16 protein-coding genes and 1 tRNA gene are annotated in these 13,788 nt (G+C 52.6%); all 17 read left to right on the plus strand.

From position 1 onward, the window contains the following. Positions 1 to 312 precede the first annotated feature (312 nt). The 17 genes from BFP92_RS20845 (at position 313) to BFP92_RS20915 (ending at position 13,739) form a co-directional block, all read left to right on the plus strand. Positions 313 to 389, plus strand: a tRNA-Arg gene (locus tag BFP92_RS20845). 168 nt (positions 390 to 557) lie between these two features. Further along, a complete protein-coding gene (locus tag BFP92_RS20850) occupies positions 558 to 1,799 on the plus strand; it encodes a tyrosine-type recombinase/integrase (RefSeq protein WP_065930896.1) in 1,242 nt (413 codons plus the stop codon). Then, positions 1,799 to 2,677 carry a hypothetical protein gene (locus tag BFP92_RS20855; protein ID WP_065930897.1) on the plus strand — a complete coding sequence of 293 codons (879 nt, stop codon included), beginning with the start codon at positions 1,799 to 1,801 and terminating at the stop codon, positions 2,675 to 2,677. The genes BFP92_RS20850 and BFP92_RS20855 overlap by 1 nt, the downstream gene beginning before the upstream one ends. A gap of 97 nt (positions 2,678 to 2,774) precedes the next feature. Continuing rightward, entirely contained in the window at positions 2,775 to 2,999 is a 225-nt protein-coding gene (locus tag BFP92_RS30615) for a helix-turn-helix domain-containing protein (protein WP_083221770.1), read from the plus strand. 131 nt (positions 3,000 to 3,130) lie between these two features. Then, positions 3,131 to 3,472, plus strand: a complete 342-nt coding sequence (locus BFP92_RS30620) for an ogr/Delta-like zinc finger family protein (protein WP_083221772.1) — start codon at positions 3,131 to 3,133, stop codon at positions 3,470 to 3,472. Continuing rightward, positions 3,469 to 3,711, plus strand: coding sequence for a helix-turn-helix transcriptional regulator (locus BFP92_RS20860; RefSeq protein WP_239694288.1), 243 nt, complete (start codon positions 3,469 to 3,471; stop codon positions 3,709 to 3,711). The genes BFP92_RS30620 and BFP92_RS20860 overlap by 4 nt, the downstream gene beginning before the upstream one ends. Next, complete coding sequence (locus BFP92_RS20865; RefSeq protein ID WP_065930898.1) at positions 3,708 to 4,007, plus strand: helix-turn-helix transcriptional regulator; 300 nt, start codon at positions 3,708 to 3,710, stop codon at positions 4,005 to 4,007. The genes BFP92_RS20860 and BFP92_RS20865 overlap by 4 nt, the downstream gene beginning before the upstream one ends. After that, complete coding sequence (locus BFP92_RS20870) at positions 4,004 to 4,261, plus strand: hypothetical protein (RefSeq protein ID WP_065930899.1); 258 nt, start codon at positions 4,004 to 4,006, stop codon at positions 4,259 to 4,261. Before BFP92_RS20865 ends, BFP92_RS20870 begins: the two co-directional genes overlap by 4 nt. A 463-nt stretch (positions 4,262 to 4,724) precedes the next feature. Beyond that, positions 4,725 to 4,907 (plus strand): hypothetical protein, encoded by a 183-nt coding sequence (locus BFP92_RS20875; RefSeq protein ID WP_065930933.1) that lies wholly within the window; start codon positions 4,725 to 4,727, stop codon positions 4,905 to 4,907. After that, a complete protein-coding gene (locus BFP92_RS20880; protein ID WP_065930900.1) occupies positions 4,900 to 5,169 on the plus strand; it encodes a DUF3077 domain-containing protein in 270 nt (89 codons plus the stop codon). Before BFP92_RS20875 ends, BFP92_RS20880 begins: the two co-directional genes overlap by 8 nt. Then, positions 5,162 to 5,440, plus strand: a complete 279-nt coding sequence (locus BFP92_RS20885) for a hypothetical protein (RefSeq protein ID WP_170875852.1) — start codon at positions 5,162 to 5,164, stop codon at positions 5,438 to 5,440. The genes BFP92_RS20880 and BFP92_RS20885 overlap by 8 nt, the downstream gene beginning before the upstream one ends. Further along, a complete protein-coding gene (locus BFP92_RS20890; protein WP_065930901.1) occupies positions 5,433 to 5,915 on the plus strand; it encodes a LasR-specific antiactivator QslA in 483 nt (160 codons plus the stop codon). Before BFP92_RS20885 ends, BFP92_RS20890 begins: the two co-directional genes overlap by 8 nt. After that, positions 5,908 to 6,924: a toprim domain-containing protein gene (locus BFP92_RS20895; protein ID WP_065930902.1), complete on the plus strand. Its 1,017-nt coding sequence runs from the start codon at positions 5,908 to 5,910 to the stop codon at positions 6,922 to 6,924. Before BFP92_RS20890 ends, BFP92_RS20895 begins: the two co-directional genes overlap by 8 nt. Next, positions 6,921 to 8,711: a DUF927 domain-containing protein gene (locus BFP92_RS20900; protein WP_239694289.1), complete on the plus strand. Its 1,791-nt coding sequence runs from the start codon at positions 6,921 to 6,923 to the stop codon at positions 8,709 to 8,711. The genes BFP92_RS20895 and BFP92_RS20900 overlap by 4 nt, the downstream gene beginning before the upstream one ends. 433 nt (positions 8,712 to 9,144) lie before the next feature. After that, positions 9,145 to 9,921 carry a hypothetical protein gene (locus tag BFP92_RS20905; RefSeq protein WP_065930904.1) on the plus strand — a complete coding sequence of 259 codons (777 nt, stop codon included), beginning with the start codon at positions 9,145 to 9,147 and terminating at the stop codon, positions 9,919 to 9,921. Between the two features lie 483 nt (positions 9,922 to 10,404). Further along, positions 10,405 to 12,117, plus strand: a complete 1,713-nt coding sequence (locus BFP92_RS20910; RefSeq protein WP_065930905.1) for an ATP-dependent nuclease — start codon at positions 10,405 to 10,407, stop codon at positions 12,115 to 12,117. After that, positions 12,114 to 13,739, plus strand: a complete 1,626-nt coding sequence (locus BFP92_RS20915; RefSeq protein WP_065930906.1) for a UvrD-helicase domain-containing protein — start codon at positions 12,114 to 12,116, stop codon at positions 13,737 to 13,739. Before BFP92_RS20910 ends, BFP92_RS20915 begins: the two co-directional genes overlap by 4 nt. Positions 13,740 to 13,788: the final 49 nt, after the last annotated feature.

The raw sequence follows: 13,788 nt of genomic DNA on the forward strand, positions 1-13,788 counted from the left end.
CCTTGTGGGCTGCCGTCAGGGAAATCAGCCCCAGCACGCGAGATAAGTGAAATAGCGCACGGGAGACAGAGCGTTTGAAATCTCAAACGAATCCTAGGATCAATGGGGGTACAGGGCAATAGTCTGTTCGAAAAAAAGAACGAAAACGGCGCATTTGCCGAATATTTCTGATCAACGTGTTTCGGCCGGGTTCCAACGTATTGATCACTGGTAGCCGGTGTAGAGCCTCTTGGCAGCAAATTCCTACCCATAAACGGCCAAAGACCAGCATGGACGCCCAAGGTCGACATGGGTATGATGTCGCCCGCACAAGCATCCGTAGCTCAGCTGGATAGAGTACTGCCCTCCGAAGGCAGGGGTCGTGGGTTCGAATCCCGCCGGGTGCACCAAAATGATGTTTCTGGTTGTCTCCTGATGACTACGAAACGCCCCGCAAAGCCCGCCCTGTGCGGGCTTTGTTGTTTCTGCTTGTCTATAGTCATCTCCCCTCATACTTCAGCTGTGTGTATCCCTCGGTGTATCCTTGGGCATATCTAGAACCGAGGGGATACACGAGCGTGAAACGGTCAGAAATCAAACGCAGGCCGCTCAGTGACACCGCGCTAGCAAGCATCGAACCCGAGACCAGGGAATATCGCGAGCTCGACGGCAGCGGCCTCTATCTGCGCGTTAAGCCGGATGGCCAGAAATCCTGGCAACTTCGATACAAAAACCAAGCGGGCAAGTGGAGCTGGCTTGGCTTAGGCGGCTACCCGGAGGTCAGTGGTGCGCTGGCCAGGAAAAAGGCCGCCGAGTACCGCAAGGAAATAGCCAACGGCGGCGACCCTATCGCTGCACGCAAAGCCCGCAAGGCGGCTGAACTCGAAGCGGCAACAAACACGTTCGAGATTCTGGCTCGCGAGTGGATCGAAATTCGCAGCCCTGGCTGGGAAGTCAGCACCGCAAAACGCACAGTCGGCGCTCTACAGCTCCACGTCTTCCCCGTTTTCGGCAAAAGACCGTATGCAGAGATAACGCCCAAGCAATGGATGGACTTTCTACAAACACTTGAGCGAAAGGGAATCCTTGAACAAATGAGCCGCGTTCGCCGCTCCTGCAAGGAAATCTACGATCTGGCGAGAGTGACAGGCAGAGCCATTCACAATCCGCTGGAAGGCCTTAGTCGTTTCCTGCAATCCAAGCCAGCCGAGAACTACGCCCACGTCACGGCGAAAGAGCTTCCTGAACTGCTCCGCGCCATCCGCACATATCCTCACGCTTTAGATCTGCGCCTTGGCCTGCACCTATTGACGCTGACCGGCGTGCGGCCAAGCGAGCTACGTGAGGCGCCTTGGTCGGAGTTTGACCTTGAAAACGCACTTTGGAGCATTCCGGCTGCCCGCATGAAAAAGCGGCGCGACCATCTAGTACCTCTGTCAAAGCAGGCGGTTAAAGCGCTCCGAGAGCTACACACGTTGAATGGTCGTTATCCACTGCTCTTCCCTGGTCGTAGTGACCGGAAAAAGCCTCGCAGCAATATGGCATTCAACATGGCCTTACGACGCCTGGGATACGAGGGGCGACAGACAGCCCATGGCTTCCGACACATCGCATCGACCCTACTACGCGAAAATAACTTCCCTCGTGAGCACGTGGAGGCCCAGTTAGCTCACGTTGAAGGCGGAGTCTCCGGGGTTTACAACAAAGCTATTTACCTGGAGCAACGCCGGCAAATGATGCAGTGGTATGCCGACCGTCTGGACCTTTTGGAGCGCGGCAATGTTGTGAGCGTCGATTTTCATGCAAAGGAGCAAGCGTGATGACTAGCTATGCATTCAAAGAGTGGCTGACATTCGACGAAGCAGCAGCTTGGCTCACCGACGCAACCGGAACCCCCTATGACAAAGAGGCGATTTCACGAGCAGCGGAAAACGACCGGCTACCTGTGCATTACTGGCCAACCGATGACGCTCATATAGGGCTGTACCGACTCAAGCTGCTACCAGGCTCAGGGGACGTAGTGGAATCACCGCTGAACCTTGACAGTGATGCATCCGAGGTTTTGTGCCTCATAGATGGGCCGGTCCCCGTTCGGCTCTATCGACTCTTAAGGTCAGCGGCACAGATGCTAGCTCACGGGCGACCAGTGGGGATTTCAGCCAGCTTAGGACCCGATGGACTCTACGGGTGTTATCGCATTGGTGAGAACGACCGGCCTCTGAGCATCATGCAGGGGAACTACGAAATATTGATTCACCTTGCTGATCTTGAACGCCTCAAGAACAACCTACCGATGCCCGCGTCGGCGCCCCCTCACGACTTCATCTTCACTGAAGGTACTTTTCCAGCGCTTGAGCAAACCCTATGTCTGGCCCGCAGCGCTGTTAACTGGAGCAGCTATCCAAACGCAGAGCCGCCAATACCTGAATTCGTTGCTGAGTCCGAGCGGCGTCCTGAGCCACTATTGAGGGCGCTGGGCCTAGCTGCCCATCTGATCGCAGAACTAGGCGGCGAGCTGGATCAGAACGAGCAGCTAGTGAGTCGACGTAGACGATACACACGAGGGGACTCACCCAACATCACGACCATCTCCAAAGCGCTAGCGAACACCGCCACCAAGCTTCGTCATGATGGCCATAACTTCCAAGGAGCAGGGTTCGAAAAATTACTCAGGCAAGCTTTGAAGGAGATTGAGTAACCCGATTTCCGAACTCGGAAATCGGAAGGAATCCAAATGGGCTCAGGCTCTAAGCATCCTCGCCACGTAGTCGCAAACCGCACTTACGGAGACGAAGATGCCTCTATCCATCACTACATCGCACACCGCTGACCTCTGGACACCAGCTCGCGCCGCGCGTGAGTTGGGCATATCAGTTCGCACTCTTGCATCCTGGCGTAGCAGTGGACGCCACAATCTCCCCTACGTGAAAGTAGGCCGCCTGGTGCGCTATCGCGAGCGAGATGTAGGCACCTGGCTCGAGAGCCACCTAACAGGTATCTCCGGAGGGACCAATCGATGACGTCTCTCATTGCTGGCAGTTTCTGGAGCGCGGAATCTACCTGTCGCGGCGCCACCTACAACTCCTCAAGGTTCCAGGCCAGGGCGGGATTAGGGATGCTTGAGGCGTCCAGACCCGGAGGCAAAATCCCGATGCTCACCAGCGCTCAATCCAGCAGACCACAACAAGGCACGAAGCGCCGCTGTCCAGATTGCGGTTCGGCGCTAATCAAACGCAGCTCAAGCAGTGAGCATCTGCTCATGTCAAAAACGCTTCTTGTGTGCAAGAACGCAGTTTGTGGTGCCACGTTCACTGGCGTCGACGAAATCACCCATCGCCTGAGCCCGCCCAGTTGGCCAAATCCAGAAATACAGTTGCCTTACGCCCCTAGCGCAATTCGCAGAAGCATACACAGAGAGCGGGACCTACCTACACACGAAGATCATCCACCCGCCCTCAGCCAGCCTCAAAACGAAAGCGAGGTACGGCCATGAGTAAGCAGATAGATAGACGAGACAACATGGTCGTCGCACTGGTACGCATGCCAGAACTACAGATGCTCACCGGGCTAGCACGCCCCACTGTCTACAAAATGATTCAGCGCGACCCTACGTTTCCTCGACCGGTGAAGCTCAACGACAGCGACGCCCGAAATGCGCCAGTGGCGTTCGTGCTGAGTGAGGTTCAAGCCTGGATCAATGGACGCATAGAGGCACGGGAGCAACGAGCATGAGCAAAGCGGTGCGTAAACCATTCCAACCGATCAAACGTTTGGAGCTGGGAAACCGCCTCCTACGCCGCCGCGACGTGGAGCAGAAGACAGGCAAGAGCAGAGCCGCAATCTATGCAGATATCCGGTCCGGCACCTTCCCGGAACCTATTCCAATTGGCATCAACAGCGTGGCCTGGCTGGAGGCTGAGATCGATCAGTGGATTGCTGACCGTCTGGAGGAACGTAACCAAACACGAGAGAAAAAAACGATGCGGGGGACGCATTCGGCTGAATTACTTTCGGAGATTCACTCATGACCACAATCACATTATCTGTCGACGGGCATTCGATCCGTTTTCCCCTAGACGACTTACGCAGCCTGGAGACGGTTCTCCTGAACGCAGCACGTCGCCCTGGTCAGGAGGCCTTTTGCGCGACCGCCGGTGGACGCATGACAGCCATCCTCGAACTCAATACCGCCAAGTCCGGCATGACCAGTACAGCTAGCCCAAGCGGGCAACATCACTTCAATGAAAGTGGTAGCGGTGCGATTCAACTAACCGACTGCTAACCCCTAACTGCACTGAGTATTCAAGCTGCTGCCTAGCTTAACGCCGGGTGGTCTGGAGTTTTTCATGCCTAAAAAAAGACAAAACCCCGGCAAGCGCGCCAACGCTGCCAGGGCCACATACCACACCACACACAGGTCGAAGTTTATCACCACAAGCAACGGGATGAGCATTTTCGGCAGCCAGATCAACTTGCAATCTTCATGCGGTCGGGCCTATAGTTTGCCCGTCGCTGCCAATTCAGCGACCGGGCTTGGTAACCCGATCAGCAAAAGGCGCAACAGCGCCCCCATTATGATTGCAGGCGCTTTTTTTGTGCCCGCAGTTACGTGTTATGGCGGCTGTGCGTGGGAGACCTTCGGGTCTGCCGGGTTCCTTTTGCCCCGGTTTACCAACCTGCGTACAGCTGCCACCCATTCGCTTGGTAACGAACGTGGCAGCTCCTCAGCAAAAGGAGCTCTACCCATGCACGCCCTCAATCTGTCCGCACGTTCTACCCGCGCCGCCGCGCACAAGGCCATGGCCTTCGCAGCCCTTCGCGCAAACTCCAGTCTTTCCACTCGCCTCAAACGCTACAACCACCATATGCACCTCGCCCATCTTGCGGCCTCAGAGCAAGCGATGGTTATGGAGGTGCGCCATGCTTAAGACCACCGTCAAAACCTTCAGCCACATTCCTCTCTCACGGTTACCGCTCTTCGCTGTTCAGCCTGATGTGCCTGTAACCGATGCTCGCGACCGCACCTACTGCCTGCTTGATCTTGCCCAGGAGATGGCCGAGCAAGCGGCTCTCACTGAAAACAGCCAACAGCTTTGTCATGTGATCGTCTACCTGATCGACATGGCGAAAGCCACTGTTGACGCTTGCTCAGAGGGCATCCTGACCTCTGTGGAGGTGGGTCATGAATAAGCTCATTCCGCTCACAACAAATCCCAGCAAAACCCCTGTGCTGCTGATTGATACGAGCGCCGCGTACGCTGACATTCAGGAATATGCAGAGCAGCGACTTTGTGCGGCTAAGGCACTGCTTTTCAGCCTGTCCTGCATGGGCATCAACCGGGCCGACGCAAAAGATGTGAACGGCATTGCGGATGCCGCCTACTTGCTCCTGGAGGACGCCAGCGACCTCTTCAACGCAGCCCGAAAAGCAGCGGAACGTGAGGGGGTACAAAATGCCTGAATTACTCAACGCCGTGCTGCCATCTGCCGACGGCCAACCCGCAATCGAAACGCAGTGGCCCGCCAAATACCAAGAAGTAATCGACGGTGGCGTTGATGCCTTCGAACGATGGTTGGCCGAGCAAAATGAACCGTTGGCCAGGTGCCTAATCAGTCACAAACAGCGCCTACCTGGCCGGATCGTTGACGCGTTTGAACTCGGGTTCTTGCACCGCCTGGAACAACGGCTACGCAGCCAAAACCCAACACCATGCAAAAATGTTGAGCAGTTCACTGGAGTCCTCGCCCTGGGCAACCGCGCCACCGCAATGATGCGTTTGAGTCTGGAAAGCACGCTGCAACTTGCCAACAAAGGGGAGCTCCGGCCCTGCACCGAAGAAGCGGCGCAGCACCTCGCGAAAACGGCGGATCTGGCCGCGGCTATTAGCATGCCTGACGCGTCATTCGTATCGTCAGAGGTCCTGCTCCATGACTGATAACGACACTGTAGACCTAATTCGTTTGGTGGCACTTCGTGCCCTTCCTGCTGCCCCTACTCTGCTTAAAGAATGGCTGCCGGAGGGGCGCCCAAACGGACGTGAATGGGTTGCTCGAAACGATGTCCGGGGAGACCGCCAAGCCGGATCGTTTGGTGTGTCCCTCGACTCTGGCCGGTGGAATGACTTTGCCGACGATCAAGCGCACGGTGGCGATCTGGTTTCACTTCTGGCGTACCTGCGCCAATGCCGCCAGGTCGAAGCTGCGCGGGAAATCGATCAACGCCTGGCACTCGGTTTGTTTGAGTCATCTGGAGCCCCGAGCGCACCGAGCGCCCAGCAAGCAGAAGCGCTCAAAGCTGCCCGCACCAAGGCGGAAGAAAACCGACGCCGGTCCGATGCGGTACAGCAGGAAAAGCAGCAAGCAGCGACTCGGCAGGCAGTGCAGTTGTGGCAGCGCTCAAAGCCTGCTGATCGACTGCATCCGTATCTGGTGGCCAAGGGCGTGAGCCCACTCAAACTGCGTCAAATGTCTCAGGGGAAATTACTGGTCCCTCTATGCATTGATGGTCGCTTGGTAAACCTGCAAGTCATCGACTGTGCCGGCGCAAAACGTTTCCTCAGTGGTGGCCGTGTCCTGGGCTGTTACTCGCCATTGGGGCGGGTCATTGAGGGCAGCCGCCTGTACGTCTGTGAAGGTTGGGCGACGGGAGCAACGCTGCATATCCATACCGGCCAACCGGTGGTGTGCGCCATGAACGCCGGCAACTTGCGCGCCGTGGCACTAGCCATGCGAGCGCTTCATGGTCAGAGCGTCGAGCTGGTGATCGCTGGTGACGATGATCGCCAAACGCGGGGCAATCCCGGGCGCACTTCCGCCAACCGTGCAGCGTTCGATGCCGGCGCTCTGGTGGTATTTCCAGAGTGGCCCCAACAGGCACCGCCTGAGCTATCCGACTTCAACGACTTGCACCTTTGGCGCAACCAGCTATGGGAGGCAAAGCCGTGAGCAGGCTCAAGGAAAAACACGCTGATTTGAGTCTTGTAGGAGACCCAAAGGCGCCGGAGCCCGACAAACTCGACCGGCCCCGTTTCGCTGTCTATGAACACGCCTGCACGGTTGAAGGAAAGGTCTACAAGGCCGGCACCTGGTATCACAGCGTGAAGCAAAGCGGGCCGGAAGAAAAAGCCATTCCAGTCGATCACTGGATCTGTGCGCCGCTGAACGTCGAAGCCGAAACGGTCAACTCAGAAGACGGCAGCATTGGCCGTCTGCTGTCCTTTCACTACAGGGGTCGGCGTATCGAATGGGTCATGCCCATGGAGTCCCTTGCAGGTAAAGCAGATGAGGTGATGAAGGCGCTCATGCGCCAGGGGCTGGCCATCGAGTACCACCAACGCCGTCATATCGCGCCGTACCTGGCGAGCCATCACGCCCCTGACCTGGTGATTGCCACCACCACGAAACCGGGCTGGCATGAATCAGGAGCCTTTGTGCTGCCCTCACGGGTCATTGGCGGCGACAACGTTCGTTTTCAGGACTCAGGTCGTGCAGCAAACATCTTCAACTGCAAAGGCTCTCTCAGTGGCTGGCAGACCGAGATAGCCGCACGCTGCCTCGGCAATCCAGTACTGATTTTATCAGTGTGCTGTGCATTGGCAGGACCGCTGCTAGCCAAGGTAGGCGTCAACGGTGGCGGCATTCACCTAGTCGGCGACTCATCAAGCGGCAAGTCACTCGCGCAACTGTTGGCTGCATCGATCTGGGGCAATCCTGGCACCTTCGCAGCCTCTTGGGACGTGTCAAAAGGTGGGGTAGAGATTGAGGCTGCGTCTCGTAACGATACCGTGCTGATCCTTGATGAAATCAAGCGGGCCGACCCCAAGCGCGTGCAGGAAATGGCCTACGCAATCGCCAATGGCATGGGCAAAAGCACCATGACCCGCGAGCGTGAAGGGAGGGCTAAATTGACCTGGCGCGTGCTGGCACTTTCCAGCGGCGAACGGTCGCTGTCGGAGCATGCCGCCATTGGAGGTAACGGCGCACACGCCGGCGCCGAGTTGCGCATGGTGGATGTGAACGCCGGCACCCGTACTCACCGCGCCTTTGATGATGTGCATGGCATGACAGGGCAAGAGTTCCATCGGGCTCTTAACGATGCTGTCACGCAACACTATGGGCACATAGGTCCTACATTCGTTGAAGCACTGATTGAGCAGTCTAAAGATCTGTATATCGCCTTTACACAAGTCCGTGATGCCTTTGAAACCAAGAGTTCACAGGCCGGCCGTGTGGCTGATCGGTTCGCCATCATGGCGTTAGCCGGAGAATTGGCCATTGAACATAATCTGGTTGGCTGGCCTACAGGTTCAGCCACTCAAGCTTGTCTGCTGCTGTTCAACGAATGGCTAGCCCGTATGGGAGATGGCAACGCAGAAGACCGCCAGATACTGCGCGGTATCGCTGACTTCATCGCATTACACGGTGACAGCCGGTTTTCTGATGTGCGCGCCGAACACGCCAACCTCACTGTCCGAGAGCGAGCAGGTTTTTATGAGGTGAATGACGATAAACGCCTGTACCTGTTCAACACACCGGCATTGCTTGAGGCGGCTTCAGGTTTCGGTAAAGAACGGATCGTACGGACGCTGGTAGGCGCCGGGGCGCTGGCCAAGGTTGACGAAGAAACCAAGGGCAGCCGGCGGGCGAAAAAGTACCGCACGCCAGGCGGTGGTAGTTCCCGTTTTTACGTAATTGACCCCGACCTGCTCGAAAGTGAGGGAGAAAGTCAATGACGCTCAACCTATGCAGCTATCGACATTCGACGTTTTTCAGCGGGAACACGGGAACAGCGGGAACAGCCCAGCAAAGCCGTGGCTTTCAGCGTTCCCTTATAAGACATGAGAGTGGGAACAAGGGAACACAACTCTGTTTAATAGAGAGCCTCCCCCCCTACCTTGTTCCCGCTCAAAAAACGCCGGGAACAAGTTTCCTCTCTGAAAGGCCCGTTTTAGAGCCTTTGTACCCACGTTCCCGCGTTCCCACCGATTTTGAATTCAGTCGTGTGAACAAGGGGGGGTATGTGCTGTTTTTGTTGACAGAACTCGAAGCACTCGTTCCGAGCTCTTCTCCCCGCCCTACCCCTACGAGCAACCAACTCTCACTGATTGCCGACTCGCACCATCAACCCTGGCCGGCGTCGGCCTGCAATCACCACCGGAGAAACCTATGAACGAGCATCACCTATCACTGCCAGATAAAATTCAGGCGGCCCTAAAAATCCACGACGAAAACAAACAAGCCTATTTGTCTATTCGGGAGCGCTTTGCGGGCTTGAGAGCGCGGGAAGAAAAACATCGCAAAACAGCCAGTGCGGCCGAGCAGCAAGCGATGCTGGATGGTAGTACCTGGCGGAAGCTATTCCGGGAAAGCGACGGCGTACTGACCAAAGATATTCGTAACTTTAAGCGCCAGGAACTGGACAGCCGCGAATTGGCGTTGGAGTACGCTTGCCTGGCCGGCGAACTGCAACCAGAAATGGAAGTGTCCCAGATAGATACATATGAAGCCCGTGAGCGCTACCTGAGCAGTCGTGAGACGGCGTTTGCGCTTTATGGCGACCATTGCCTCACTACCTCTGCGACCTCTCTTTTCGCACTGCCAGAAGCAAAGGCGTTTCTTAAAGCGTTGCAGCGCAAGAAGCTCATCATCCAACGAGACATAGAGAAGGATGCGTTCTATCAGGAGGCGACGTTTAACGACGATCAACTGGCTGTAAGCAGCGAGCAAGCACGACGCCTAGGGGAAGTCTTATTCGGTTTTATTGATCGAGCCTCCGCTGCATTATCGGTCGACGACAATACCGTGTGGCAGGCGCTTTCAATCGTTCCGCGTGATGACTTCACCACCGGCGAGAAAGAGTTGAAGAGCCCGATCTATCGAGCGCGTCGTCGTTCAGAGTTGAATGCCATGATTGAGCAACACACTCAAACGCAAACGTCCTGAACTCGATCCCACACACAGCATGCAAGCCGCCTTAGGGCGGCTTTTTCGTTTTCAATGAGATAACCCACTAGCTCAATGGAAGTGCTCGCCATGGCGCCAGCTGAGCTCCTGAGAGCCAATTTCCGGCTGATCCCACTGGTCGAGCTCCCGGCGCTGGATGGCGAGCCTCCACCCCGGCGCGCGCTGTTGTCCCCCCACCACACCTGGGGTCTAAACAGGTTGCTTTTTCCGCATCGATGCATCACCTGACGCCCAAGCTAAATGGGCCTCAGGGCTATGTCAGACACTGAATCAGCCACCTGCGAATCCCTGCACCTCCGGGCCTATAGGCAGCTATTTTTGGGGTCACACACCCGTGGTAGTAACGCCAGATAGCTTTATGCCATGCTCTAGCAAGCTTTAGGAGGCTTGGTGAGTCCTAAAACGCAGAAAACGGAATACGTTTCACTATTCAGCCAATGCAGTACAGAAAGGAATCAACGCATGGAAATTGAAAAGGTCATTATTACGGGCTTTAGGAACTATGCTAAAGCAACTGTCAACCTTCAAAGCAAAACATTGCTCATTGGCGCGAATGACTCTGGCAAGACGAACTTTGTATATGCTCTCAGACTACTATTGGACAAATCTCTATCCGAAAGCGATCTGGAGCCTTCCGAATCAGATTTCCACATAAGCAAAAAAGGACTTCAAAACGAAGAATTATCGATTGAAGTTCACTTTAAAGAAATAACGGAAGATGCAGTTTTATCTGTACTCAAAGGCAACGTATCCAGCGAAGGAAAATCAGTACTGCGGTATGAGGCAGACAGAAAAACTCTAGACTACACACTTAAATCAGGCACTGATGAGAAGCACCTATCTACAATTAACAGCAGATTCTACCTGAAGTACCTAAACCTTAAATATGTAAAATCTAGTCGAGATCTAGAAAAATTCGTCAACCTAGAGAAAAGACATCTTCTCAAGCTATCGCAAGAGCTCAGATCAACAGAAGAGGTTGAAGCAGATCAAAAGCAACTTGAAACAATTGAAGAAAACCTTGACACCATAAACGGACTAGTAAGCAAGCTTCACTACGTAAACAATGCGACCAATGCTGTAAACGAAGAACTATTGAAACTTTCACACGACCTTACAAACTATTCAGTACACCTAGATTCTGGCGCAATTCAAACACAACAATTCATTGATAACTTAAGACTCGGGGCAAGTACAGCCGGCTCAAAAATATCTCTAGGAGGCGATGGAAGAAATAATCAGATTCTAATGGCTTTATGGAAAGCAAAAAGCCAAAGAGAGTATGACCCTGAAAGTGAGGTTATTTTCTACTGCGTTGAGGAACCTGAGGCTCACCTCCACCCTCACCAGCAAAGGAAACTTGCAGACTATTTAATTAAAGATTTACCCGGCCAGACAATCATTACTAGTCACTCACCTCAAATTACTGCACGCTATTCACCTCACGCAATCGTACACATCTTAAACTCGATAAATGGCAGCTATGCAGCTAGCGAAGGGTGTTCTGACTGCATAAGCAGCGAATGGGATAAACTTGGCTATCGAATGAGTATCTTGCCAGCGGAGGCTTTCTTTTCCAAATGCGTATTTCTAGTTGAAGGTCCTTCAGAGCTACTGTTTTACAACGAGCTAGCAAAACAAATTGGCATAGACCTAGACTATTACAATATCTCGATACTTAATGTAGAGGGAATACAATTCAAAGTTTATACACAGATTTTGGATGCCATGGAGATCCCATGGATTATCCGCACCGATAATGATATTTCAGCAATAACCGTTCAAAAAACTGAACTACGGAACCCTGCCGGTATAAATAGATGCCTGTCACTTGCAGGAAAGGAAAAAATGGCTTACATGCCGATAGACGCAACCCAACAGAGCGTCTACGAATCAGGAATCTGGACTAAGGTAAATGAAGTAGTAAACCCCCACGGTATATATTTAGCCAAGATAGATCTAGAAACAGATTTATGCGAGGAGTTTCCGACCCAACTCCAAACCTTTAGCAATACCACTGATCTGGCAACTGCCGTTAATTTCCTCCAAGGCAAAAAAGCTATCCGCATGAGGGCCTTCTTGAGCCAGCATTGCTCCGCTCTAGCTTCAGCAGAACTAGGTTTATTAGCAAAGCCACTGCATCACTGCGTTGCGAAAGTGGAAGGCTTAATATGATCAACTACACTGAAGAGCAAATAGAAGCCATCAAACCTCAAGGCTCATTGGTGATTACGGCGTGCCCAGGCAGTGGCAAAACCGCAGTTATTGCTGAGAAAATAAGAAATGAACTAGCCGAGCTGAAATCCTACCAAGGAATCATCGCTATAACTTTCACCCGTAAAGCGAGCAAAGAGTTAGAGGGGCGCTGCCGAGTAAACGGGGCAGACACTAAGTGCAGTTTCTTTGGAACCATCGATTCGTTTTGCCTCTCAGAAATAATATATCCATTTTTGAACCAAATATTTGATGGAAACACAGTAGACTTAGAACCAAAATACGAATCAGACTTAACTCTCGCTGAAACTTCAATTGCCACTCAACTGAATGACATTGACAAAGTCGAAACAGAAGAACTAGAACTCATTAGAAAGTTATATCTAAGTGATACAATTTACTTTCCAACCATACCAGCCCTCGCGATGTACATCCATGAAAACTGCGCAGCTTGCAGAACCTACATCAAGGCAAAATACACAAGCATATACATAGACGAATACCAAGACTCTTCGAAAGCCCAACACAATCTTTTCTTGAGTATTGTTGACTCCGGATTGATCGGAATCGCCGTTGGCGACTTACAGCAGTCAATATATGGATGGAGACGGTGCAGCCCCGAATACCTTAAAGAACTGATCAGGCGACATGACTTCACACACCGAACTGTTTCCTACAACCATAGATGTCACGCATCAATCTCAAACTATTCCAATCGCTTATTCAATCCTCAATTTGAACTAACGCCAACTGACTCAATACAAGTATGGCAGTGTCAATTTACCGGTACACAGCGTGATGCAGCATCTCACCTTAACACTATTATCCCTTCGATATTAGACAAGAATAAAACAATCAAGGCTTCTGACATTGCCGTTCTTGTAAGAAACAATCGTAGTTTAGGATATTTGAGAGACCACCTCACGATACCTTGCAGAATATTTGCAGACGACCCTATAGATGAGCTGCAAAGCAGAACAGGTTTTTTGTGGTCGGCGTTATTGAAGTACCGCTTCGATACAAGCACGAACCCTGATCAAATTATAGAAATACTACCTGAGCACTCAAACACATCCAAAGCAAAGTTAATAGATATCCGAAGAACCATTAGAAAAGCAAGGAGTGTAGATCAACGCTTTCTTGAAAGTTATCTTGCATCGACTTCAAAAAAACTATTAAACATCGAACCAAAAGACTCAGAACTAGCCGCACTAAAACTAGTCGCATCTGATATTGACTCATTAAAACAATACACCACTACTACCACGAATGAAATCCAATGCATGACTATCCACAAGGCTAAAGGATTAGAATTCGAAATAGTAATTCACCTCGATCTCAACGAGTGGCTATTCCCTTACAGGGTAATGGGTGAAAGCTTTTCGGATAAATTATATCCAAGTTGGGAACAGGACTTGAATTTGCACTTTGTTGGCGTAACTCGAGCCAAAACAATGTGCCTACTGGTGCATACCACTCAACGGTTGAATGCTAAGGATGAAACCAAGAGTGGAGAGCCATCAGCCTTTCTGCGACTACCCGGCGTGCAAACGCTTTACAAAACCTACAGCTCTCCAAAATGAATAATTCCCTCCTGTATCCCAACCTGTATCCCAACCACATACATATTTT

The sequence above is a fragment of the Pseudomonas sp. 58 R 3 genome (assembly GCF_900006605.1).
Classification (GTDB): Bacteria; Pseudomonadota; Gammaproteobacteria; order Pseudomonadales; family Pseudomonadaceae; genus Aquipseudomonas; species Aquipseudomonas salomonii.

Coding starts and splice junctions, on each gene's coding strand:
- BFP92_RS20905 (WP_065930904.1), top strand. CDS start 9,145: ATGAACGAGCATCACCTATCACTGCCAGATAAAATTCAGGCGGCCCTA.
- BFP92_RS30615 (WP_083221770.1), top strand. CDS start 2,775: ATGCCTCTATCCATCACTACATCGCACACCGCTGACCTCTGGACACCA.
- BFP92_RS20880 (WP_065930900.1), top strand. CDS start 4,900: ATGCTTAAGACCACCGTCAAAACCTTCAGCCACATTCCTCTCTCACGG.
- BFP92_RS20865 (WP_065930898.1), top strand. CDS start 3,708: ATGAGCAAAGCGGTGCGTAAACCATTCCAACCGATCAAACGTTTGGAG.
- BFP92_RS20895 (WP_065930902.1), top strand. CDS start 5,908: ATGACTGATAACGACACTGTAGACCTAATTCGTTTGGTGGCACTTCGT.
- BFP92_RS20910 (WP_065930905.1), top strand. CDS start 10,405: ATGGAAATTGAAAAGGTCATTATTACGGGCTTTAGGAACTATGCTAAA.
- BFP92_RS20875 (WP_065930933.1), top strand. CDS start 4,725: ATGCACGCCCTCAATCTGTCCGCACGTTCTACCCGCGCCGCCGCGCAC.
- BFP92_RS20855 (WP_065930897.1), top strand. CDS start 1,799: ATGACTAGCTATGCATTCAAAGAGTGGCTGACATTCGACGAAGCAGCA.
- BFP92_RS20915 (WP_065930906.1), top strand. CDS start 12,114: ATGATCAACTACACTGAAGAGCAAATAGAAGCCATCAAACCTCAAGGC.
- BFP92_RS20885 (WP_170875852.1), top strand. CDS start 5,162: ATGAATAAGCTCATTCCGCTCACAACAAATCCCAGCAAAACCCCTGTG.
- BFP92_RS20870 (WP_065930899.1), top strand. CDS start 4,004: ATGACCACAATCACATTATCTGTCGACGGGCATTCGATCCGTTTTCCC.
- BFP92_RS30620 (WP_083221772.1), top strand. CDS start 3,131: ATGCTCACCAGCGCTCAATCCAGCAGACCACAACAAGGCACGAAGCGC.
- BFP92_RS20860 (WP_239694288.1), top strand. CDS start 3,469: ATGAGTAAGCAGATAGATAGACGAGACAACATGGTCGTCGCACTGGTA.
- BFP92_RS20890 (WP_065930901.1), top strand. CDS start 5,433: ATGCCTGAATTACTCAACGCCGTGCTGCCATCTGCCGACGGCCAACCC.